This window comes from Rhodococcus sp. P1Y (assembly GCF_003641205.1).
Taxonomy (GTDB): domain Bacteria; phylum Actinomycetota; class Actinomycetes; order Mycobacteriales; family Mycobacteriaceae; genus Rhodococcoides.
On the sequence record NZ_CP032762.1, the window covers coordinates 1,218,726 to 1,239,701 of the forward strand.

The 20,976-nt window shown below is 63.9% G+C and carries 19 protein-coding genes; 11 read left to right on the forward strand and 8 right to left on the reverse strand.

Annotated elements, in window-relative coordinates; all coding sequences use genetic code 11:
* Positions 1 to 8 precede the first annotated feature (8 nt).
* Together D8W71_RS05750 and D8W71_RS05755 are read right to left on the reverse strand one after the other, a co-directional pair.
* A complete protein-coding gene (locus D8W71_RS05750; RefSeq protein WP_201265268.1) occupies positions 9 to 1,592 on the reverse strand; it encodes an ABC-F family ATP-binding cassette domain-containing protein in 1,584 nt (527 codons plus the stop codon).
* 183 nt (positions 1,593 to 1,775) lie between these two features.
* Positions 1,776 to 2,312 carry a hypothetical protein gene (locus tag D8W71_RS05755; protein ID WP_121111764.1) on the reverse strand — a complete coding sequence of 179 codons (537 nt, stop codon included), beginning with the start codon at positions 2,310 to 2,312 and terminating at the stop codon, positions 1,776 to 1,778.
* A 74-nt stretch (positions 2,313 to 2,386) separates the two neighbouring features.
* Between D8W71_RS05755 and D8W71_RS05760 the strand changes: the two genes are divergently transcribed.
* The 3 genes from D8W71_RS05760 (at position 2,387) to D8W71_RS05770 (ending at position 6,867) form a co-directional block, all read left to right on the forward strand.
* The gene (locus tag D8W71_RS05760; protein WP_121111766.1) at positions 2,387 to 4,210 is read left to right on the forward strand and encodes a penicillin-binding transpeptidase domain-containing protein; all 1,824 of its coding nucleotides are present in this window, start codon (positions 2,387 to 2,389) and stop codon (positions 4,208 to 4,210) included.
* 242 nt (positions 4,211 to 4,452) lie between these two features.
* Positions 4,453 to 6,060, forward strand: a complete 1,608-nt coding sequence (locus D8W71_RS05765) for an NTF2-like N-terminal transpeptidase domain-containing protein (RefSeq protein WP_442972039.1) — start codon at positions 4,453 to 4,455, stop codon at positions 6,058 to 6,060.
* A gap of 36 nt (positions 6,061 to 6,096) precedes the next feature.
* Positions 6,097 to 6,867 carry a sulfite exporter TauE/SafE family protein gene (locus D8W71_RS05770; protein WP_121111768.1) on the forward strand — a complete coding sequence of 257 codons (771 nt, stop codon included), beginning with the start codon at positions 6,097 to 6,099 and terminating at the stop codon, positions 6,865 to 6,867.
* 3 nt (positions 6,868 to 6,870) lie between these two features.
* On the opposite strand, the gene D8W71_RS05775 is transcribed toward D8W71_RS05770, so the two are convergent.
* The 3 genes from D8W71_RS05775 to D8W71_RS05785 form a co-directional block, all read right to left on the reverse strand.
* Positions 6,871 to 8,319, reverse strand: a complete 1,449-nt coding sequence (locus D8W71_RS05775) for a peptide MFS transporter (RefSeq protein WP_121111770.1) — start codon at positions 8,317 to 8,319, stop codon at positions 6,871 to 6,873.
* A gap of 45 nt (positions 8,320 to 8,364) precedes the next feature.
* Complete coding sequence (locus D8W71_RS05780) at positions 8,365 to 8,742, reverse strand: DUF3054 domain-containing protein (RefSeq protein WP_121111772.1); 378 nt, start codon at positions 8,740 to 8,742, stop codon at positions 8,365 to 8,367.
* 81 nt (positions 8,743 to 8,823) lie between these two features.
* Positions 8,824 to 9,375 carry a YceI family protein gene (locus tag D8W71_RS05785; protein WP_121111774.1) on the reverse strand — a complete coding sequence of 184 codons (552 nt, stop codon included), beginning with the start codon at positions 9,373 to 9,375 and terminating at the stop codon, positions 8,824 to 8,826.
* A gap of 157 nt (positions 9,376 to 9,532) precedes the next feature.
* Here D8W71_RS05785 and map point away from each other — a divergent pair, with 157 nt between their 5' ends.
* A complete protein-coding gene (map, locus tag D8W71_RS05790) occupies positions 9,533 to 10,303 on the forward strand; it encodes a type I methionyl aminopeptidase (protein ID WP_121111776.1) in 771 nt (256 codons plus the stop codon).
* A gap of 151 nt (positions 10,304 to 10,454) precedes the next feature.
* Here map and D8W71_RS05795 read toward each other — a convergent pair whose 3' ends face one another.
* Together D8W71_RS05795 and D8W71_RS05800 are read right to left on the reverse strand one after the other, a co-directional pair.
* Positions 10,455 to 11,606 (reverse strand): lysylphosphatidylglycerol synthase transmembrane domain-containing protein, encoded by a 1,152-nt coding sequence (locus D8W71_RS05795; RefSeq protein WP_236077729.1) that lies wholly within the window; start codon positions 11,604 to 11,606, stop codon positions 10,455 to 10,457.
* Between the two features lie 40 nt (positions 11,607 to 11,646).
* Positions 11,647 to 13,101, reverse strand: coding sequence for an adenylate/guanylate cyclase domain-containing protein (locus tag D8W71_RS05800; protein ID WP_121111780.1), 1,455 nt, complete (start codon positions 13,099 to 13,101; stop codon positions 11,647 to 11,649).
* A 274-nt stretch (positions 13,102 to 13,375) separates the two neighbouring features.
* Here D8W71_RS05800 and D8W71_RS05805 point away from each other — a divergent pair, with 274 nt between their 5' ends.
* From D8W71_RS05805 to D8W71_RS05820, 4 genes are read left to right on the forward strand one after another with little or no spacing between them, the layout of a single operon-like run.
* Positions 13,376 to 14,551: an AI-2E family transporter gene (locus tag D8W71_RS05805; protein WP_121111782.1), complete on the forward strand. Its 1,176-nt coding sequence runs from the start codon at positions 13,376 to 13,378 to the stop codon at positions 14,549 to 14,551.
* Positions 14,532 to 15,668 (forward strand): MacS family sensor histidine kinase, encoded by a 1,137-nt coding sequence (gene macS / locus D8W71_RS05810; protein ID WP_442972021.1) that lies wholly within the window; start codon positions 14,532 to 14,534, stop codon positions 15,666 to 15,668. Before D8W71_RS05805 ends, macS begins: the two co-directional genes overlap by 20 nt.
* Positions 15,668 to 16,318 carry a response regulator gene (locus tag D8W71_RS05815; RefSeq protein ID WP_201265270.1) on the forward strand — a complete coding sequence of 217 codons (651 nt, stop codon included), beginning with the start codon at positions 15,668 to 15,670 and terminating at the stop codon, positions 16,316 to 16,318. Before macS ends, D8W71_RS05815 begins: the two co-directional genes overlap by 1 nt.
* Before the next feature lie 42 nt (positions 16,319 to 16,360).
* A complete protein-coding gene (locus D8W71_RS05820; protein ID WP_121118654.1) occupies positions 16,361 to 16,585 on the forward strand; it encodes an autophagy-related protein 2 in 225 nt (74 codons plus the stop codon).
* A 3-nt stretch (positions 16,586 to 16,588) separates the two neighbouring features.
* Here the strand turns inward: D8W71_RS05820 and D8W71_RS05825 are convergent, their stop codons facing one another.
* Complete coding sequence (locus D8W71_RS05825; protein ID WP_236077730.1) at positions 16,589 to 17,020, reverse strand: MarR family transcriptional regulator; 432 nt, start codon at positions 17,018 to 17,020, stop codon at positions 16,589 to 16,591.
* 215 nt (positions 17,021 to 17,235) lie between these two features.
* Here D8W71_RS05825 and D8W71_RS05830 point away from each other — a divergent pair, with 215 nt between their 5' ends.
* The 3 genes from D8W71_RS05830 to D8W71_RS05840 all read left to right on the forward strand — a co-directional run bounded on the left by D8W71_RS05830 (position 17,236) and on the right by D8W71_RS05840 (position 20,964).
* Positions 17,236 to 18,468, forward strand: coding sequence for a glycosyltransferase (locus tag D8W71_RS05830; protein WP_121111787.1), 1,233 nt, complete (start codon positions 17,236 to 17,238; stop codon positions 18,466 to 18,468).
* Entirely contained in the window at positions 18,371 to 19,015 is a 645-nt protein-coding gene (locus D8W71_RS05835; protein WP_121111789.1) for a DUF1707 SHOCT-like domain-containing protein, read from the forward strand. The genes D8W71_RS05830 and D8W71_RS05835 overlap by 98 nt, the downstream gene beginning before the upstream one ends.
* A 77-nt stretch (positions 19,016 to 19,092) precedes the next feature.
* Positions 19,093 to 20,964: a DUF2339 domain-containing protein gene (locus D8W71_RS05840; protein WP_201265271.1), complete on the forward strand. Its 1,872-nt coding sequence runs from the start codon at positions 19,093 to 19,095 to the stop codon at positions 20,962 to 20,964.
* The last annotated feature ends 12 nt before the right edge of the window (positions 20,965 to 20,976 follow it).

Here is a 20,976-nt window from a genome sequence, read left to right on the forward strand (position 1 = left end):
ACAGAACACTACAACGCGTCAGGCCCTTGGTCGGGTGCTGCGCCGAGATCCACCCACTTCGTCGGCTGGAGATCGCGCAGAAACGGAAGGTCGTGACTGACGACGACGAGAGCGCCCTCGTAACTCGACAAGGCCTCGGTCAAGTGTGCTTTGCTGGCCACGTCGAGATTGTTGGTGGGCTCGTCGAGCATCAGCAGTTTCGGCGCAGGGTCGGCAAGCAGAATGCGTGCGAGCGCGGCCCTCAGTCGCTCCCCGCCCGACAGCGTCGCGACGACGGCATCGGCGTCGTTGCCGCGAAACAGAAATCGCGCGAGCTGAGCCCGAATCTGTTCGTTCGTAGCCCCTTCGGCTACGTCGGCGACGTTCTCAGCGACAGTGCGTGATTCGTCGAAGACGTCGAGCCGTTGAGGAAGGTATCGCCACGGAACTCCAGGCCTTGCGGCGTTGATCTTTCGGAGCAACGTCGTCTTACCGCTGCCGTTCGGGCCGATGAGCGCGATCCGCTCCGGCCCGACGATCTCGAGGTCGTCCAACTCGGCGATCTTCTGTCCAGCATGGACTTTCGTTGCCGGCAGGTCGACGCGTATTTCGCGATCGTCCCGCAACCGGTCCTCGGCAGCCGCGAGCGCCGTGTGGGCGTCGTCGACCTTGTCGATGTGCGTGTTGCGCAACTTTCCCGCCGATACCTGCGCAGCCCGCTTGCGCGCACCCATGACGATCTTGGGTTCTCGCTTCTGCTCGCTCATCTTCTTGCCGTATCGAATACGACGATCGATCTTGGTACGCGTCTCGACCAGTTCTCGTTCCTGCTTGCGCACATCGTTTTTCGCGTCGTGCACGGCGGCGCGCGCGGCCTCTTGTTCCGCATCGATCTTCTCGCGGTAATGGGAGTAGTTGCCGCCGAACATCCGTAGTCTGCTCGGTCCTCCGCGTTCGGCTCTGAGTTCGGCGATGGTGTCCACGATTTCCAGTAACTCGAGGTCGTGGCTGCAGACGACCACCGCACCACCGAACGCCTGTATCGCCTGGTAGAGGCGGTCGCGGGCATGGATGTCCAGGTTGTTGGTCGGCTCGTCGAGCAGTAAAACGTCGGGTTCGGCCAGCAGTTCGGCGGTCAGCGCCAGGAGCATGGATTCGCCGCCGGACAACGATCCGAGGACCCGGTCGAGATCTGCCGTCCGAGCCACGATGTGTCCGAGTCCTAGTTTGTCCAGCAACGCGACGGCACGTTCCTCGGCGTCCCAGCGGTGACCCACCGTCGTGAAGTCGTCGTCGTCGCCCTTGCCGGACTCTATGCGATGCAACGACTCTCGGAGCTCTCGTAGGCGAAGTATCTCGTCGACGCGGCGCCCGGGCACCGAGGTGACGTCCTGCGGCAAGTAACCGAGAACCCCTGGAACGGTGATCGAACCGCGACTCGGTGCCAAGGCGCCCGTCACGAGTTTGAGCAGAGTTGATTTCCCTGCGCCATTTGATCCGACGAGCCCTGTTGCGCCAGAGGAGAATACAGCATCAAGGCCGTCGAAAACCTGATCGCCGTCGGGCCACGAGAAGTCGAGATCGGAAATGCGCAGGGATGGTGAGGTAGACATGATTGCTCCAGAGGTGTGCGTGCGTACAGGCAGGCAGATGAACCTCTAGAAGAGCAATACCCTCTCCGAATCTTTCGGCAACAAGACAATGCCTACGTTAGACGTGGTGTTCCGCGGCCGCAACCCACTTTTCCGTGGCGGCCCCATGCGCACGGAAATACGTAGTGGGCTATCTACTTTCGTTCACATGGCCGAAGGCCCCTTCTTGCGAAGATCGTCGACCTTGGTCATCGCGTCACGAAGTTCGCCCAGCCAATCCTGCGTGTGCTCGCCGACGAGTTTGACCGCCCAGGACAGTGCGTCAGCGCGCGAGCGTGCAACACCGGCGTCGACGAGAGTGTCGAGTACCTTACGTTCAGGCTGGCGCAGTCGCGTCATCACCGGAACGGCGAGGTGTGTGAAGAGCGTGGTTTCGCCGTCGACAGTTACGCCCCATGCAACCTTGCGCCCGTAACGGGCTTCCGCCTCGTCGGCGATCTGCATGCGATCTTGACGGGTCATTTCTCGGAATCGTGCGATTCGCCCTTCCATTGCAGCTGTTCCGGCGTCGTCGCTGGTCGGCAATTCGCCGATGACGACGATCTCCTCTCGGTCCACCTCGACGGTGGCTGCACCCGAGAACCATTCATCTGGAAGCCTGCCGCCGAACCACTCGGCAGCGTCCGACGCCTCGGGTACATCTGCCTGTTGCCATCCGCCTGGTCGTCCGAACTTTCTCATGATGACTCCTTCGTCGATTTGCAATACTGATTACATGATTACACCGTTATTCAGGATCGCGCCACGAGTCAGGCATGATCGGACGGGTGCGCACATCGAAGAAGTCGGTTTCTGCCCTCGTTGCCGTGACGGCTCTGGTACTCGCGGGGTGCGGTGACAACGGCCCAGCCGAGCCCCAGACCACCGCGCAGCAGTTCGTCGACGCGATCAACAGCGGCGCGGCCGACGCGGCAGCCGCTCTCACGACCGACCCGGCCGCTGCCTCCGCTGCTCTCGCGGGCCTGTACGACGGTTTGAGCGCCGGCGGCACCGTCACGGCCACGCCCGATTTCACCGTCGAATCTGCTTCCGAGGAGGGAGGTTCGGTGACGCTTGACGCCACCTGGCGTTTCTCGACGACGACGGACGGCACCGAGGAGCCGGACGGCGAGCCCAAACAGTGGCAGTACGACACGAAGGCCACGGCGTCGGAAACCGACCAGGGGTGGCGAATCAACTGGGATCCGGCAATACTCGCGCCGGGTCTTGCCGCGGACAGCACGATCCGGTTCACGGCGACCGATGCGCTCGTCACGCCCAAGGTGTTCGACGGAACAGGTGTCGAACTCATGTCCCAGCAGGTGGTCACCTTGGTGAACGTGGACGCCACGGCCGACCCGGCCGCGGTGGCGTCGTACCTCACTCCGATCGTGCCCGGCATCACCGCAGACTCCATCGCCAGGGATCAGGCCGGTGCACAGGGCAATACGGTCACGTTGGTCTCCTTGCGGCAATCCGACCTCGACCCGATCGCGGCCCCGCTGGCAGCCGTACCGGGCGTCACTCTTGCACCGCAGACCCGGCTGCTGACGACGGATCGGGCGCTGGCTTCGCCCGCACTCACCGGCGTCTCCGAGCTCTGGCAGCAGCAACTCGACGAGAACAAAGGCTGGTCGATCCAGGCGGTCAAGGGTGACGGCACCGTTGATCAGCTCGCGGGTATCGACGCCAGCCCTGCGCCCGATATCGCGACCACCCTCGACAGCGCCCTGCAGCTGAAGGCCGAGAACGCGTTGGCGTCGCTCCCGCAGCAGGCGGCCATCGTCGCACTTCAGCCTTCGACCGGAAACGTACTGGCCGTCGCACAGAACGTAGCTGCGGATTCGGAAGGGCCTATCGCGCTCACCGGGCTCTACCCGCCCGGGTCGACCTTCAAGACCGTGACGACATCCGCGGCGCTGGAAGCCGGGACGGCAACGCCCGACACGATCCTTCCGTGCCCCGGCACCGAGAACATCGAGGGACGTCAGATCCCCAACGACGACAACTTCGACCTGGGCGACGTGCCGCTGCACACCGCCTTCGCGCAGTCCTGCAACACGACGATGGGACGCCTCGGCGTAGGTTTGCCCGCCGACGGTCTGCAGCAGGTAGCTCAGCAATACGGGCTCGGAGTCGACTACGTGACGCCGGGACTGACCACCGTCACCGGCAGCGTTCCGCTTGCCGACACACCTGCAGCTCGGGTCGAGTCGGCGATCGGGCAGGGACAGGTGACGGCGTCACCCTTCGGGATGGCGTTGGTGGCGTCGACAATCGCCGGTGGCTCGTTGAAGCCTCCGACGCTCGTCAGCGGCCAGCCCGGAGTCGCCGACAAGACCGTACAGCCGGTCGACGCGGCGGTCGCGGAACAGGTCAAGACGATGATGCGTGAAACCGTCACCGCCGGCACGGCAACCCAGCTGCGAGACATCCCCGGTTTGCTCGGCAAGACAGGAACCGCCGAATTCGGGCCGAACAATGAGGGCGCTCACGGCTGGTTCGTCGGCATCCAGGGTGATCTTGCGTTCGCGGTCTTCGTGGCCGGTGGTCAGAGCTCGGCTCCCGCCCTCGAGGCCGCGGGACGTTTCCTGCGCTGACCTGGGCGCCGGGGGTTTCGTGGGTGCGCGGGTTGCGGGGGTTGTAGCCGGGGCGCGGGTTGCAACACACGCGTGGGATGGAAGGCGCGCGTGGGGGCTGGCAGGTGACCGAATGAGTCATTCGGTCCGGCCGAGGGGGCGCGGCGTAGCTCAATCGTGACCGGAGCGAGTGGATACCGTGCTTGTTACTCGTGTGACTCTAGTGAATATTGTGACTCATGAGTTCTGTGGGGAGACCGGCTATGGGCCGGATTCGTGGCCGTCACGTGGTTGCCGTGGGGGCAGGTCTCGCGCTGACGTCGACCGTCGCGTTCTGGGCGCTCGACGAGCCGAAGAGCGAGGCGGAGAGCGTCGTCGATCAGTTCGTCGAGGCTCTGAACGACCACGACGTCGAGGCCGCTGCTGCGCTGACGACCTACCCCAACGCCGCATCGGCGAGCTTGACGCAGATGTTCGACGGATTGTCGGCGAACGGTACCTCGACGGGCGACTTCGAACTCGGTCAATTCATCGACCTGTCCGGGGACTCGGGCTTCTTCACTCTCGATCAGGGCTGGAATTTCGGTGACGGCAAGGACTGGCAGTACTCCACGCGAGGTACCGCCAAGAAGCTGAGCGTCGGGTGGCGAATCGCTTGGGAGCCTGATGTTCTCGCGCCGGACCTACCGCCCGGTGGAGCCGTGCGCTACGTTCGCACCGACGCTGCCCCACCGTTGGTCTTCGATTCCGCGCAGAACGTGTTGATGAACGAGCGGACGATCAACGCGATTCTTCTCGACCCTGCCCAGATGCCCGACCCCGCTGCATCGGCATCGCAGCTGGCGGACGTGATCGACGTCGTCGCGCCGCTGATCACCGCGGACACGTTGCTGTCCGACCTGTCGGCATCTCCAGGCTCGTCGATCCTTGCCGTCAACCTGCGTGACGACGACTTCGCCGTGCTCGAGGACGATCTTCGCGCCATCCCCGGCGTCGTCGTCGCGCAGACGCCGAAGCTGATCGCCGGTGACCGCCGCATCACGTCGCCACTTCTCGATTCGCTGCGCAATGCCTGGCAACAGAACCGCGACGCCACCGCGGGATGGGCCGTCGACGTCATCGGTCCCGACGGTGCGCTTACGCGTCAGGCAGGATTCCAGGGTCCGGGAGGCCCCGATCTGCACGCGACGCTCGATCCTCGGATCCAGCTCGCCGCCGAGGAGGCCGTGGTCAGCGCTGGGACGTCGGCGTCGATCGTCGCCATCGCGCCCTCGACGGGTGCCATCGTCGCCGCCGCGCAGAACAGTTACGCCAACGAGCAGGGGCAGATCGCGTTCTCCGGGATGTATCCGGCCGGCTCGGCTACCAACTTGCTCGACGGTGTCGACGCGTCCAGCCTCGGGCTCGGCGTCAGTTACTCGATGCCCGGGCTCGACGCCTTCACCGGCCAGATCCCGTCGGGAAACTCGTCGATCGACCGGATCCGCACCGTCGGCAACGAGACGTCCGAGATCACCGTCACGCCATTCGGTCTGGCCCAGCTCGGCGCGGCCGTGGCGCGAGGTTCCGCGCCTACGCCGTCGATCGTCGCCGGGCAGACGGCAGTGGCCGACAAGGAGACTGCGTCGATCCCATCCGATGCATTGGCGCGACTGCGTCAGCAGTTCCAGGATTCGGCCCACGCCGAGGGCCTCGACGCGTACGACGGACTGACGGGGTTCGCGGGGGACAGCGGCGACGATCGGTGGTTCATAGCCAACCGCGGTGACCTCGCGTTCGCGGTCTACATCGAAGACGCCGACGGGACCGACCAGGCCGTGCGGATGGGCACGCGGTTGCTGAACGAGATCGACTCCGGCAGCACCGAGTAGCCGTCCAGGTAGTTAGCGGGAGTAGCTTTACCCCTCGTGACCCTGCTCGAATTCGGACTACTCGTCGTTGCCGGCTATTTCGCCGGCCTCGTCGGGTTTGTCACCGGTATGGCATCGCTCGTGTCGTACCCGGCGCTGCTTGCGGCAGGAGTCCCACCGGTGGCGGCAAACGTGACCAATACGGTCGCGATGGTGGCAGCCGGTGTCGGAGCGACGACGAAGGCGTCGGGCGAAATCGCCAAGGACGGCAAGCAGTTGATTCGGCTTGCTGTCGTATCGGCACTGGGTGGACTCGTCGGGGCGATCCTGCTGCTCGTGGCTCCCGAGGGATCGTTCGAGACGGTCGTTCCGTTCCTCGTCGCGTTCGCGTCCGTCGCGCTGTTGTTGCAGCCGCGCCTTCGAAAGCTTTCGGGCGGCGGCGAATTCCCGACGTCCGGGACTGGTACCCGCGGAACTGCGCAAATGCTCTACCCGGTGTTCCTGTTCTTCGTTGCTGTCTACGGCGGCTATTTCGGCGCGGGCGCAGGAGTCATCTTTCTGGCGCTGGCGCTGATCTGCACGTCCGACTCCATCTGGCGCGCAAGCATTCTGAAGAGCTTCTTCCTCGGTATCGCCAACGTCATCGCCGCTGTCGTCTTCGCGTTCTCCGGCGACGTCGATTGGCTTGCCGCGCTTGCCCTCGCCCTCGGTGCCTTCGCGGGCGGATATTGCGGGCCACCGGTGGTGAAGGTCATACCGCCGACCGTTCTTCGCATCACGGTCGGCGTTCTGGGCCTCGGGCTTGCAGCCTGGTTGCTCTGGAAGTAGCGCTTACTGCACGCCGCTCATCATCTTCTTGATCCACGGTGTGAGGGCTACGAGGGCGACTCCGACGGCGATCGAGACCCCACCGACGGTGTAGAAGAACGGATTCGGGTTGTCCTGGTCGTAGTATCCGGCCAATGTTCCCGCCATCGCAGAGCCCAATGCGACGGACAGGAAGAACAACGCAACCATCTGGGTGTGAAAGTTCTCCGGAGCGAGCTTGGTGGACAACGACAGTCCGACCGGGGAGAGAAACAGCTCGGCGAACGTGAACAGCAGCAGGATGCCGACCAGCGCGAGCAACGGCATGGTGCTGCCGGAGAGGGATGGCACGAAGGCCAGGAACGCCAGGCCCATGATGAACACGCCCGCAGCGAATTTCAGCGGGGTCGATGGCTGCCGAGGACCCAGCTTTGTCCACACCGCGGCGAACACACCGGCGAAGATGATGATGAAGACCGGGTTGATGGACTGAACCCAGTTCGGCGGGAACTCCCAACCGAAGAGGTTGCGATCGAGTTTCGAGTTGGCGATCAGCGGCACCGTCGTGAATTGCTGCTGGAACAGTGACCAAAAAGCGGCGCTCGCGATGAACATCGGAATGAACGAGATGACACGTCGTCGCTCGATCGGCGTAATTCTCTTGCTGGACAAGATGAGTGCGAAGTAACCGATGGCCGCGACGACAGTGAGGCCGACAACGATATCGGACATGTTCGACGCAGTGATCGCCCCGAACACCGAGAGCAAGGCGATGACAACGATCGCAGCGAGAGCGATACCGCCCCACTTGATTCGCTCGTTCGACGGCAGCGGGTTGGGAGGGGTCGCGCCGATTCCGTGCAGGTGTCTGCGGCCGAGTGTGTACTGGATGAGCCCGAGCGCCATGCCGACTGCAGCAAGCCCGAAGCCGGCATGGAATCCAGCGGTGTCCCAGGCTAATCCGGTCAGGAGAGGTCCGACGAACGCGCCGAGGTTGATGCCCATGTAGAAGAGCGAGAAACCGGCGTCGCGGCGGGTGTCCTTTTCGTCGTAGAGATCGCCGACGAGTGAGGTCGCATTGGCCTTGAGGCCACCGCTGCCGAACGCGACGAGGACCAAACCCACTCCGACGCCGAGGAACCCCGGCAGAACAGCGAGTGCGATGTGTCCGAGCATGATCAGAACGGCACTGTAGAACAGTGTTCGCTCGGAGCCGAGCAGTCGGTCCGCGATCCACGCTCCGAGAATCGTCGAGAGGTAGACGGTGCCGCCGTATGCGCCGACGATCGATGTCGCCGAACTCTCGGAAATGCCGAGACCGCCGTCGGCCGTCGAGTAGTACAGGTAGAAGATGAGGATGCCCTGCATCCCATAGAACGAGAATCGCTCCCACATCTCCACGCCGAAGAGATTTGCCAGCGCGAACGGTTGCCCGAAGAACGCGGTGTCCTGCTTACGTTGTACATCGGTCATTAGTGAACTGTCCCATGTTTTCGCCGCAAATCGGCGTAGATCTGGTCAGTTTTTCGGAGCGGGTAACAACCTTGCCAGTGCGCGCCAGCCGAGCAGAAAAACGGCGAGAACGGTGGACGCCACGATGACGAAACTGACTGCGGTTCCCTGCCCGCTGATCACGCGAAGAATCATGCCGACGACAACCGTCGACACCCAGACGACGATGCCGGTCGGGAGGATCAGGTAGGCGTTGAACTTGTCGCGGTAGAGCGCCCAAGTGGCGGCCCACCCGACCACAGCGCCGATCACGAAGGGCCACGCGGTGTGCGCGAGTCCGGTGATCGCGTTGGCCTCGTCGTGGCTTCGGCGTCCGATGGCGCAGAAGACGAGTACGGCAACGAGGTCGATCGCCGCCGCGATGACGGGTGTGCGTGTGTTCACCGGTTCATTGTGCCTTCGGCACCCGTGCGTGCGTAATTACCTTCGACGGTAACTACGCACGCACAGGCAGCGAAGCTGCGATCAGGCAGCGAGACCGGCTTCGATTTCGAGCGTCAGGACGATCTTGTCGCCGACAACAGCGCCGCCGCCTTCGAGGGGCATGTCGATGCTGATGCCGAAATCCTTGCGGTTGATCGTGGTGCTGGCCTCGAAGCCCGCAACCGGGCCGTTGCCCATGCCTGCGTTGACGCCGTTGAACTCGAGCTTGAGGTCGATGGACTTGGTGACGCCGTGGAGGGTGAAGTCGCCGGTCACGACGAAGTCGCCGCCGTCGGCCTTGACCGAGGTGGAGGTGAAGGTTGCGGTCGGGTACTTCTCTACCTCGAAGAAGTCGGCCGTCTTCAGGTGTCCGTCGCGCTGCTCGTTGTCGGTGGTGATGGAGGCGACGTCGATTTCGGCGTTGACCGAAGGTGTGCCGTCCTCGGAGACGGTGATAGCGCCGGTGAATGCCTGGAAACGGCCGCGGACCTTGCTGACCACGAGGTGGCGCACGGTGAATCCGACGGTGGAGTGGGTCGGGTCGATGGTCCAGGTTCCTGCGGACAGTTCGGGCAATGCGATCGCGGTGGTCATAGCAACTCCTGAGTGGTTGAAGGTTCAAGTTGTATCTTACACAACCGGACCACGGTCCGCATCTATTCCCGGGAAGTTTTTCGAGACCGGACGGCGATACGTAAAGTCGGTATAGTTTGGCCGGTATAGTTATTGGACCGCGTGTGAAAGGCGCAGCATGATCGAAATTCTGAACCCCGCCCAGCTGGTCCAGGCAAAGGAATCGGGCGCGCTCGTCGGCCGAATTCTGCAGACGATGAAAAGTAGGACCGGCGTCGGCACAAACCTTCTCGAGATCGACGCCTGGACGAGGGAGATGATTCTCGACGCCGGCGCGACCTCCTGCTACGTCGACTACTCGCCATCGTTCGGGCGCGGCCCGTTCGGCCACTACATCTGCACGGGTGTCAACGATGCTGTGCTGCACGGGCTTCCGCGCGACTACGCCCTCGCCGACGGCGACCTCCTCTCCCTCGACCTCGCCGTCGTACTGGGAGGTGTTGCCGCCGACTCGGCCATCAGCTTCATTGTCGGCGAGAGCGCGCCCGCAGAATCCGTCGCGCTGATCGACGCTACGGAGCGTGCGCTCGAAGCAGCTATCGCCGCAGCGGGCCCCGGAGTGCGCATGGGCGACATCTCGCACGCCATCGGCTCGGTCCTACGGGAAGCGGGCTACCCGATCAACACCGAATTCGGTGGTCATGGCATCGGATCAACGATGCACCAGGATCCGCACGTGTCGAACTCCGGCAAGAAGGGCCGCGGCTACACCTTGCGTCCCGGACTGATGCTCGCACTGGAACCGTGGGTCATGGAAGATACGGCCGAACTGATCGTCGACGACGACGGTTGGACACTCCGCAGCTCGACCGGATGCCGCACCGCGCACAGCGAGCACACCGTCGCCATCACCGAACACGGCGCCGAAATCATGACCCTGGCGCGGTAGGTGGTTCGGGGGTGCTCGGAGTGACCGAAACAGACATTCGCTCACTCTGAGTGACTGAAACAGACATTCGCTCAATCTGAGTGACTGAAACAGACATTCGCTCACTGCGGGAGACCGAAACAGACATTCGGTCACCCCGGCCCCGCCCGGACTAGGCCGGTTCGGGGTCTGCCCGGTCGGTGGGAGGCTGCGGGATGTCCAGGTTCGCCTGCTTCTCCCGGTGCAGTTCTTTGGCCTCACGTTGTTCGAGCGCGATGTCGTACTCGAGGTCCTTCGGCTGGTGCTTTCGGAAGATCACCAGAAAAACTATCCAGCCGACGATTGCGACGAGGATGAAACTCACCGCTCGGTAGACGAAGGCGGCCGCGACTGCCTGGGAAGCGCTGATGGACGCCGCGCTCGTCAGCAAGGCGATCAAGGTGGCGTCGACGACGACGAGTCCGCCGGGAGCCAGGGGGACCGATCCGACTGCTTTCGCGGCGGCGAATGCGAACAGCAGGCCGGACAGTCGGGGATCCGCACCGACGGCGAAGCAGGCGAAGCCCAGACATGCCACGTCGGCGAGTCGATGGACGGCCGACCATGAGATGGTCAGCCCGGCGTCGCGTTTACCCAGTTGAACCGACTGCACCTGCTCGATGATTTCGTCGATTCGCTCCTGACCGGCGTCGGCGGGCAGGTTCCTGAAGTCGTTGACCTTGTGCAGCACCCATCGCGCAGCGCTACGGATCGATTGTGGGTGCGCCGAGACGTATCGGACCGCGAGCACGATGGCGAGAACTCCCGCGATGGGCAGGATCAGTGTGAAGGTGTTGACCGATCCACCGACCAACAGCGCCCCGCCGACGCCGAGGACGGCAAGACCGGCCGCTGCGATGACACCCGAAATAGCGAGCTGCCACGACGCGACGACCGGGCTTGCACCCCATCGTCTGGTCTCGCGGTAGGTGAAGGCGGTGGAAAACACCTGGCCGGCGGGAAGGGTCAGTGCCATCGCGGTGCTGCCGTAGATGACCGAGAGCGACTTGGACTGCCGAACACGGACGCCGCCGGCCTGAAGCAGCTGTTTCTGGACTCGACCGAACGCGCTGAGCGAGATTGCCTGGGTGGCGATGCATGCAGCGAGCCAGCCCCAGTGAATCTCGGTCAGTGCTTGCCAGGATTCGTGCAGACGCGGCCACAGGTAGATTCCCTCGCCGACGAGCAGCGCAATGAGTGCGAACCCCGCGAGCCACTTGAGCCAGCGGAGGCGGTTCCTCTTACGAGGAGCCGCGGCCACGTGCTCGGGTCTGGGTTCGGCCACCTTCACAGGGTAACCACAATGGCGGTCCGATTCGGCGGGCTCAGGGATGCTCCACGGGCCAGGCGAGGTGGGTGAGTCTGCCTCGCCCGCGCAGTTGAACCTGATCTCCCAGCTCCCAGTGCTCTTGCTCCTCGTCGCTGGCGAAGTACAACGCCGAGGTCGACGCCAGCACCCGGCCTGGTCGGAGTTTGGACAATTCGGTCAATCGTGATGCCTCGTTGACCGGGTCTCCGATGACCGTGTACTCGAACCGTTCCTTTGCGCCGATGTTTCCCGCAACGGCGAGGCCGGCTGACACGCCGATGCCGATGTCGAGCCCGGTGATGTCGTTGAGAGCGAAACGCAGGTCACGGGCGGCAGCGAGCGCGGCGGTCGGCGCATCCGGGCGATCGAGCGGAGCGCCGAAAATCGCGAGGGCGGCGTCGCCCATGAATTTGTTGACGAATCCGTGGTGCTGGTCGATAACGTCCACGACGACACGGAAGAACTCGTTGAGGAGTACGACCACCTCGCCGGGTGGACGCTCGGAGGCCGTCGCCGTCGAACCGACCATGTCGACGAAGAGGACGGCGACGAAGCGGGTTTCGCCGCCCAATTCGGTACCGAATTGCAATGCGCGTCGGGCCACGTCCTCGCCGACGTGCTGGCCGAATAGCTCCCTCAAGACCCGTCGCTCAGCGGATTCCTCCATCATGCGGTTGAAGCCGACCTGCAATCTGCCGATCTCGCTGCCGTCGAACACGTCGACCTCGACGTCGTTGTCGCCGCGCTGAACACGTTCGATGGCTCGGCGGAGTTGCCGGATCGGATCGGAGATCTGGCTCGCGGTGAGCATGGACAGAATGAACGCCTGCCCGATCGCCAGCACACTGAGAAGAATGATTGCGATAGCGAGCGAGTTGGTGGAGAACACAAGGTCCGTCGTCAGCTGCGTCGCACAGAGCAAGATGATCCCGATAACGGGCATCAGGGTGCCCAAGCCCCAGGTCATTGCCATTCTTGTCCCGACGCCGGGCGTCATGGTCCGATCGAAACGACCCTCGCTCAACGCCATCGCCGCGACGGGGCGCAAGATGCGCTCGCCGAGCATGTAGGTGAAACCGAAGGTCACCGTCGCGGCCATGATGACGGTGACGATCACTGCAATTGCCAGGGACGGCATCTCGGTCACGGTAAGCAGGACGAAGAGCACTCCACCGATCACCCACAGCACGAGGTGGACGATGGCCTGACGAAGGGGAGCGTGCAGCGTCGTCATCTGTTCCCGACGCGTCGGCGGCCCCCCGCGGAGCTGCCATCGAATGACCGAACGCAGCATGCGCGCCGCGTAGTACAGGCTGATCGTGCCTGCGAACACCAGATAAGCGCCGAAGATGTAGACGTTCCGAACCCGATCGGCGACGATCGACTGAGACTCCTCGATGGGGAGACCGTAGCGAACGAATGCGAACACCAGAACCGCGCCGAACAGATTCGACAGCAACATCGAGAGCATATAGAGCGGCCAGCGACTCTTCAGGGTGAGCGAGACCGCTCTCAAAGATGCCAGCACAGGTTAAATTTACCGGGTGACCGAACGCGAGCCGCAGGCAGAAGCGTCAAAGGTACTTTCCGGCCGTCCCGCGGACACCCCATCTGGTCATTCCGCGGGCTCCACTCCTGCCTCATCTGGTCATTCCGCGGGCTCCACTCCTGCCTCATCTGGTCATTCCGCGGGCTCCACTCCTGCCTCATCTGGTCATTCCGCAGACTCCACTCCTGCCGATTCGGTGCACCCCCTCGTCAGGGTCGGCGCCGAATGGACGTGGCGACTGCTGGTCATCTTCGCCGGCTTCATCACCTTCTTCTTCGTCGTCGCGAGGTTGGACACCGTCGTCATTCCGCTCGGCCTTGCGCTTCTGGCCTCGGCGATGCTGGTGCCGATCGTCGACTGGATGCAACGGCGAGGAGTCCCGCGCGCGGCTGCCGTCGTCATCGTCATCATCGCGAGCATAGGCGTCGTCGCCGGCATCATGACGTTCGTCGTCGAGCAATTCATCGAAGGCCTTCCGCAGCTGGGAGACCAGTTCACGACGTCCATCAACGACGTGCAGGAGTGGATGGCCGACGGGCCGTTGCACATCAGTCAGGACCAGATCAGCCAGGCGAGCGACAACCTCGTCAAAGTCATTCAGGACAACCAGGCAGCTGTGACGTCGGGCGCGTTGACGACGGCAACCGTCATCGGCGAGATACTCACCGGCGCGGCGCTGACCCTCTTCACACTGATCTTCTTTCTGTACGGCGGCGATCAGATCTGGGAGTTCGTCACCAGGATCGCCCCGACACCCGCCCGTCGTCGAATTCGGTTGGCGGGCAGTCAAGGTTTCGGATCACTCGTCGGCTACGTGCGCGCGACGGTCGCCGTCGCGGCCGCCGACGCCATCGGAATCGGGGCAGGACTGGCCATTCTGGGCGTCCCACTTGCCCTTCCGCTGGCGTCGCTCGTCTTCATCGGAGCGTTCGTCCCCATCGTCGGTGCGTTCCTGACCGGTTTCGTCGCGGTGTTCATCGCCCTCGTCACCAAGGGCCTGCTGACGGCGCTGATCACTCTGGGGATCGTCGTGGCGGTCATGCAACTCGAAGGTCATGTGTTGCAGCCACTTCTACTGGGCCGTGCAGTTCGACTCCATCCACTTGCGGTGGTGCTCGCGATCACCGTCGGAATTCTGCTCGCGGGCATCGTAGGAGGCCTGCTCGCCGTTCCGATCGTGGCCGTACTCAACACCGCGATTCGTTCGCTACTCGCCGAGGATCCGGACGAGGTGTACGAGGAACTCGAGGAGAACGACTCTTCCGAACCTCTGTACCCGGCGACAGCGGACAGCCCGCACGCGCTCAACCGTGAACTCGACCCGGGCAGCTTGAAGAAACCCGATACCACCGATGGACCTCGAAGTGACTGACGCAGTCACCCCACTCTGGCGCGCGTCGCAGGCATTTCGGCTTATCACTCTCGTGTACGCCGTCAGTTATCAAGTCGCGTCCATGGGGTACTACAGCAACGCGAGACTCAGTTGGTTCTTCGTGGCGCTCATGGCTGTCTGGACCGGCCTGTCCGCCTCTCTGCTGTCCCGCACCGCCATGCCGCGGTGGAAGATCGTGCTCGCCGATCAGCTCGTCGTGATCGGCTTGATGGCGTCGACAAGGCTCGTGGCGGATTACGATTGGTACAGCACGCACCAGACACTGCCCACCACCTTGTGGGCCACCAATGCGGTGATTTCCGCGGCAATACTGTTCGGGCCAAGGGGAGGCGTCGGTTCCGGAGTTCTGCTGTCGGTGGTGAGCGCGGTGGTGCGTGATCAGGTTGATCTCGACCTGTGGACCGACGCTACGGCGCCCGTGCTGCTGTCAGTCGGGCTTGCGCTCGGTCTGGCCAGCAACACTGCTCGGCGTGCGCACGCCGAACTCGAACGCGCTGCTCGGCTCGCGGCAATCACCGAGGAGCGAGAGCGGCTCGCTCGACAAGTGCACGACGGTGTGCTTCAGGTGCTCGCTTTGGTTCGGCGCCGTGGTTCCGAAATAGGCGGTGTAGGAGCAGAACTCGCTGATCTGGCCGGCGAGCAGGAGGTCGCGCTGCGCATGCTCATCTCGGAACAGCGCGAGCCGAGTCGGCTGGATTCCGACCAGGTGGACCTGCGCAGCCTACTGCGGCTGCGCGGAAGTACCACGGTGTCGGTGTCCGCACCGCCGGATCCAGTTCTGGTGGACAGGATTGTTGCGGAGGAGATTTCGGCAGTCGTTGCGACAGCGCTGTCCAACGTCGAGATGCATGCAGGCGAGGGTGCCCGTGCCTACGTTCTTCTCGAAGACGTCGACGACGAGATCATCGTGAGTATTCGCGACGACGGTCGGGGTATCGCACCGGGTCGGCTCGCGGCCGCCGAAGCCGAAGGACGCATGGGAGTGTCGAAGTCGATATTGGGCAGGGTCGCGGCCATCGGCGGTACGGCCTTACTGGAGACGGATGTGGACGCCGGGACCGAGTGGGAAATCCGGGTACCGAAGGGAAAGCCGTGATGGGCGAGAATGTGACGGTCATGGTGGTCGACGATCACCCGATGTGGCGCGACGGAGTTGCGCGCGATCTCGAAGCGGCGGGGTTCGCCGTGGTGGCGACTGCGGACAGCGTCGGCGCCGCAGGACGACGCGCGAAAGCGACGAAACCCGACGTCGTGCTGATGGACATGCATCTGCCGGACGGCAACGGCGCCGATGCGACCACCGAGGTTCTCGCGAGTTCGAAGAACAGCCGCATTCTGGTGTTGTCGGCGTCGGCGGAGCGAGAGGACGTGCTCGACGCAATCAAGGCGGGCGCCACGGGCTACCTGGTCAAGAGTGCATCCGCGGAGGAACTGTACGAAGCCGTACGCTCCACTGCCGCAGGACAAGCCGTATTCACGCCCGGGCTTGCAGGGCTTGTGCTGGGCGAGTATCGCAGGATTTCGAGCAGCCCGCCTGCCGCCGAGTCGGCGTCGCGTCCCACACTCACCGACCGCGAGACCGAAGTGTTGCGTTTGGTCGCAAAAGGATTGAGTTCCAAGCAGATAGCGACAAAGCTGACGATCAGTCATCGAACCGTCGAGAACCACGTCCAGGCAACGCTGCGCAAGCTTCAGTTGGCGAACAGGGTCGAGTTGACGCGGTACGCAATCGAACAGGGGTTGTGACTCTCGGGTTTGCTGGCACGCACGCCGGGGCACACCACAGTCATGACCGATACCGACAAGCCTGTGGACACCACCGTCGACCCTCGCGAGAAGAGCCGAGGCGAAGACGCCGACACAGGCCAGAGCCCCGATGAGCGCGGCGAAGCGATCGAGGAGTTCGACGGGCACCTCGACGGTTCGGGGGAAGAGTCTTCGCTCCCGACGCCCGCCCCCGAGGACGTCACCGATACGCCGACGGACCCGAAGACCACTACGCGCACAGAATGACGTTCAGCGTCGAACCAAACGCACAAGTGCGAGCTTGGCGAGCGGGACGTACGGAACAACCAGTGCTGGGGACCCGCACACGGTGATCCACGCTCTCGATCCATCGGGGCGCGAGGCCACCCCATGCTTCAGAGTTAGGCCGATCGACCGACGTCGCCACCACGCGTTCCACGTCCACGTCCATCCGAGTTCGTCGACCGACACGATGTCGAAGTCCACCTGGAACCAGAACGGACCTTCGACGCGGCCGGATGTGCCACCGCTGAGGCGGTTCTCGGGGTATTCGACTTCGGCAATGTGCGTGGCCCAGTGCGACCAGTGGCTCGGATCCATGTAACGCTCCCAGACGGCGCCTGCAGGCGCCGATCCCGTCGCATCGATGGTGATCTCCACCATGTGAAATCTACCCGTCGTACGACCGGAAAAAACGTGCACTGCGGTATATTTCCCCGTGGGCGCTGTCCTGAACCGGCGTAACGATCGCGGTGGGTGTCGGGGTTGAGGCCGATTAGGCCGAGCATCCAATAACCTTCCTGTGAGTCGGTTTTCGGATTATCGAATGCTCTGGCACCCGGATCGACACCCGCCGAGCCAGTAGTGTTCGTCCGCCCGTAGCCACCTGGTCATGCCGCGTCGCCACACTCGCTGCAATGCGCATCGTGCAACTCGCGAATTTCTACGGTCCGAGGTCCGGTGGGTTACGGACGGCTGTCGATCAACTGGGTGCGGGATACGTGGCCAGGGGTCACGAGGTGATCCTCGTAGTGCCTGGCGCTGCGCCGGGCGAGGAAGTACTGCCTTCGGGCGTACTTCGCATCACACGGCCGGCAAGACAAATCCCGATGACCGGCGGATACCGTGCGGTCGACCCGCGCACTACCGCCGACATAGCCGAGGCACTGCGTCCCGACGTGATCGAGGTGTCGGATCGGTTGACCCTCCGCGGTATGGGTGCGTGGGCATCCCGGCGCGGAGTGCGAAGCGTCATGATCTCCCACGAGCGCCTCGACAGGCTGTTGGGCCAGGTGCTCCCGGCGTCGCTCGCTCGGACCTTCGCCGACGTCGCCAATCGACGCACGGCGCAGTCCTACGACGCAGTGGTGTGCACGACAGCGTTCGCTCGTCGGGAGTTCGAACGAATCGGTGCCGACAACATCTCCCAAGTTCCGCTCGGTGTCGATCTCGACATGTTCCATCCGAGTCGCCGAGCCGAGGGCACACGGTCGCGCTGGCACGGCAGCGCGCAGCGACTACTCGTACACTGCGGACGCCTTTCGGTGGAGAAGCGAGTCGATCGGAGTATCGATTCGATTGCTGCACTTGTTGATTCGGGCGAAGATGTGAAGTTGGTAGTCGCAGGCGACGGCCCGAGGCGCGCCGGACTCGAGCGTCGGGCACGGGGTTTACCGGTCGAGTTCATCGGATTCGTCGACGGCCGAGTCGAACTTGCGTCCCTGCTTGCATCCGCCGATGTCGCGCTGGCGCCGGGGCCACACGAAACCTTCGGACTCGCTGCGCTGGAATCGCTGGCGACGGGGACGCCGGTGGTGGTCTCGAGTTCGTCGGCACTCGCCGACATCGTGACGGCCGAATGTGGTGGGCACTTCGACGACACCGCAGCCGGGATGGCATCGGAGTTGATGCGGGTGATGGACCTGGCACCAGGTGCACGGCGTATCGCAGCGCGTACCCGTGCAGAAGAGTTCGGCTGGCCCGCGTCGGTGAACGGAATGCTCGACGTACTCGAATATGGCCGACTCGTCGATCCGCCCCTATCCTGGGGGCATGGAGGCGAGGGATCTACGGGTGTCCGACGCAGAGAAGGAACACGTGGGGCAGCTGCTGCAGCGTGCGGTGGGGCAGGGGATGCTCTCGCTCGGTGAGTTCACCGAGCGCATGGACACTGCCCTTGCTGCGAAGACCCGCGGCGAGCTGAACTCGGTCCTCGCCGACCTGCCGGGCATGCAGGTCGCCGAGCAGCCGAGCGCGCCTGATCGATACCCGCCGATGCGACCTGACCGCACCACGGCCCAGTCGCACGCGCCCCACTGGCCAGCAAGCCAGAGTGATGTCGTCAAGGGCACGATGTCGACGGTGACGCGCAAAGGACCGTGGCACGTCCCGCCCAGGATGTCTCTACAAAGCAAGATGTCGACGATCACGCTCGACTTCACTCAAGCGGTCATGTCGACGCAGGTGGTCGAGATCGCGATCGACGACTACTGCAGCAGCGTGACGCTCGTCGTGCCGCCGGAGGCGACGGTCGACCTCAACGGTGTCGAGACGGTCGGCGCAAGCGCGAGCAACAAGGTGCGTACCGGTCCACCCATCGGCAGGTTGCATGTCGTCGTCCGCGGTCGTGTTCGATTCGGTTCGATCACGGCCAAGCACCCCCTCGGTACCTCGCTCAGACGAATGCTCGGGCACTAACGGCGTCGGATAAGTACCCATGCCGAGCAGGTAGTACTACTCACGCCTGAGCGGATTTCGCGGTTCAGTATCTACGTATGACAACACCAGGGATCGATCCGCGATTGGTTTCAGGCCTCGCGAGCCAGTTCGCGTCGTTGAGTGAGCAGATGCGCCGAGTGTCGGGAGACCTGGGCGCGCTCCAGACTCAGTTGACACAACCGCAGCGTCCACCCGTGCAGTACTCCGTGCCGACCTATCCCCCGATGGGACAGGGCGTGCCCCCAGGGATGGCTGTGCCCTCGGGTGTGGTTGTGCCGCCTCAACAGATGCAGCCCCAGCCCCAGCCTGTGGCACCGCCGACCTCGGCCGCGCCCCTTCCCTATGCGCCCTATCCGTCTCCGCCCGTCCGCAAGTCGATCCCGAAGGCCGAGCCGTGGTGGCAACGTGACGGCGTGATCAGCCGAGTCCTCGCAGTGGCCGGCGCGGGCGTCACGCTCGTCGGTGTGGTCATGCTGCTAGCACTGGCTGCGCAGGCCGGGTGGTTCGGCCCTGAACTGCGGGTGGGTGCTGGTGCGGTGCTATCGGCCGGGCTCGTGTACGCCGGCTCGCGGATCTTCGCGAAACCGGGCGGCCGCATCGGCGGGATCGCCACGGCAGCAACGGGAATCGCGGGCCTCTACTTGGACGTCGTGGCGGTGACGGTGATCTACGACTGGCTCGTACCCGCTCTCGGGTTGGCCGCAGCGTTCGGAATCGCCGCGGCAGGCGTCGCACTGGCGGTATCGTGGCGTTCCCAGCCGATGGCAGTACTGATTCTGACCGGTGTGGCAGTCTGCGCTCCGATCCTCACCGGCGGAATCACGTTGTCGCTCATTGCGTTTCTCGCCGCGACGTACATCGCGAGCTTCACCGCTCAACTGGGTCGCGACTGGCCGATCCTGCAGGTCGCACGCACACTTCCCGTTGTGGCAGTTACTTTGATCGGGATCGGCCAGGCTGCCGATTGGAGCGCATCGGATGCCGAATCGCTTCCCATCCTGATCGTGTCCGCACTCATCGCGATATTCGGTGTCGGAAGCTCGGCGGAACTGCTCCGCCGCAACGCAGGTGACACCGTGGCAGCGATTGCACTCGGGGTATCGGCAATACCGGTGCTGGTGGTGGGAACCGTGTTGACGCCGTGGACCGCATCGCTCGTCGAGGGCCTGGTCGCCGTCGGGTGCGCGGTGGTGATCGCCGCGGTGCGCTGGCTGCCGAGCATCGCCCGAGTTGTTCTCGCTCTCGTCGGTGCCACCGCACTACTGCAGGCTGTTCTGGTCCCGACGTCGATCGAACTCCGCCCACTCGCGCTCCTCGTAGTGGCCGCCGTCATGGTGGCACTGGCGTATAGCGCGTCATCCGCGCTGGCATATTACGTCGGCGCGGCGTTCGGAGCGTTCGGTGCTCTCGGCTACCTCGTCACATCACCGCCGGTGTCCATCGTCGATCAACGTTACGCCGCAGACGAATTCGGCACCTTGGTCGCCGGCATTCTGCTGGTCGGTGTGGCCGTCGGCCTGGTGCACGTCGGTGCACGATTGAAGATCACCGACAAGAATCTGCAAGCGTGCTGGATCGGAGCAGGGGTTGTGTCGCTGTATGCGCTGACGTCGGCAACCGTGGCGCTCGGGGTCGCGGCGATCGGTGGAAACACTGGATTCGTCGCCGGTCATTGCGCTGCGACGATCGAGTGGATGGCAGCAGCGATGGCATTGCTGATTCTCGGACTGCGGACCGAGAAGTATGCTCACGCAGCGTTGTTGGCCGGGTTGTCGCTGACTGCAGCGTCGGTGGCGAAACTCGTCTTCTTCGACCTCGGTGCGCTCGACGGGCTGTTTCGCGTGGGTGCCTTCGTCGTCGTCGGATTGCTCCTGCTGTTCGCCGGAACGCGCTACGCGAAGGTGTTCGCCGAACGAGCGGCGAACTGACTTCCACGCGCC

Bases quoted from the DNA above. Each gene is read 5' to 3' on its own strand.
- D8W71_RS05750 (WP_201265268.1), bottom strand. From the start codon at position 1,592: ATGTCTACCTCACCATCCCTGCGCATTTCCGATCTCGACTTCTCGTGG.
- D8W71_RS05755 (WP_121111764.1), bottom strand. From the start codon at position 2,312: ATGAGAAAGTTCGGACGACCAGGCGGATGGCAACAGGCAGATGTACCC.
- D8W71_RS05760 (WP_121111766.1), top strand. From the start codon at position 2,387: ATGATCGGACGGGTGCGCACATCGAAGAAGTCGGTTTCTGCCCTCGTT.
- D8W71_RS05765 (WP_442972039.1), top strand. From the start codon at position 4,453: ATGGGCCGGATTCGTGGCCGTCACGTGGTTGCCGTGGGGGCAGGTCTC.
- D8W71_RS05775 (WP_121111770.1), bottom strand. From the start codon at position 8,319: ATGACCGATGTACAACGTAAGCAGGACACCGCGTTCTTCGGGCAACCG.
- D8W71_RS05785 (WP_121111774.1), bottom strand. From the start codon at position 9,375: ATGACCACCGCGATCGCATTGCCCGAACTGTCCGCAGGAACCTGGACC.
- map (WP_121111776.1), top strand. From the start codon at position 9,533: ATGATCGAAATTCTGAACCCCGCCCAGCTGGTCCAGGCAAAGGAATCG.
- D8W71_RS05800 (WP_121111780.1), bottom strand. From the start codon at position 13,101: ATGCTCTCGATGTTGCTGTCGAATCTGTTCGGCGCGGTTCTGGTGTTC.
- macS (WP_442972021.1), top strand. From the start codon at position 14,532: ATGGACCTCGAAGTGACTGACGCAGTCACCCCACTCTGGCGCGCGTCG.
- D8W71_RS05815 (WP_201265270.1), top strand. From the start codon at position 15,668: ATGGGCGAGAATGTGACGGTCATGGTGGTCGACGATCACCCGATGTGG.
- D8W71_RS05820 (WP_121118654.1), top strand. From the start codon at position 16,361: ATGACCGATACCGACAAGCCTGTGGACACCACCGTCGACCCTCGCGAG.
- D8W71_RS05830 (WP_121111787.1), top strand. From the start codon at position 17,236: ATGCGCATCGTGCAACTCGCGAATTTCTACGGTCCGAGGTCCGGTGGG.
- D8W71_RS05835 (WP_121111789.1), top strand. From the start codon at position 18,371: ATGGAGGCGAGGGATCTACGGGTGTCCGACGCAGAGAAGGAACACGTG.
- D8W71_RS05840 (WP_201265271.1), top strand. From the start codon at position 19,093: ATGACAACACCAGGGATCGATCCGCGATTGGTTTCAGGCCTCGCGAGC.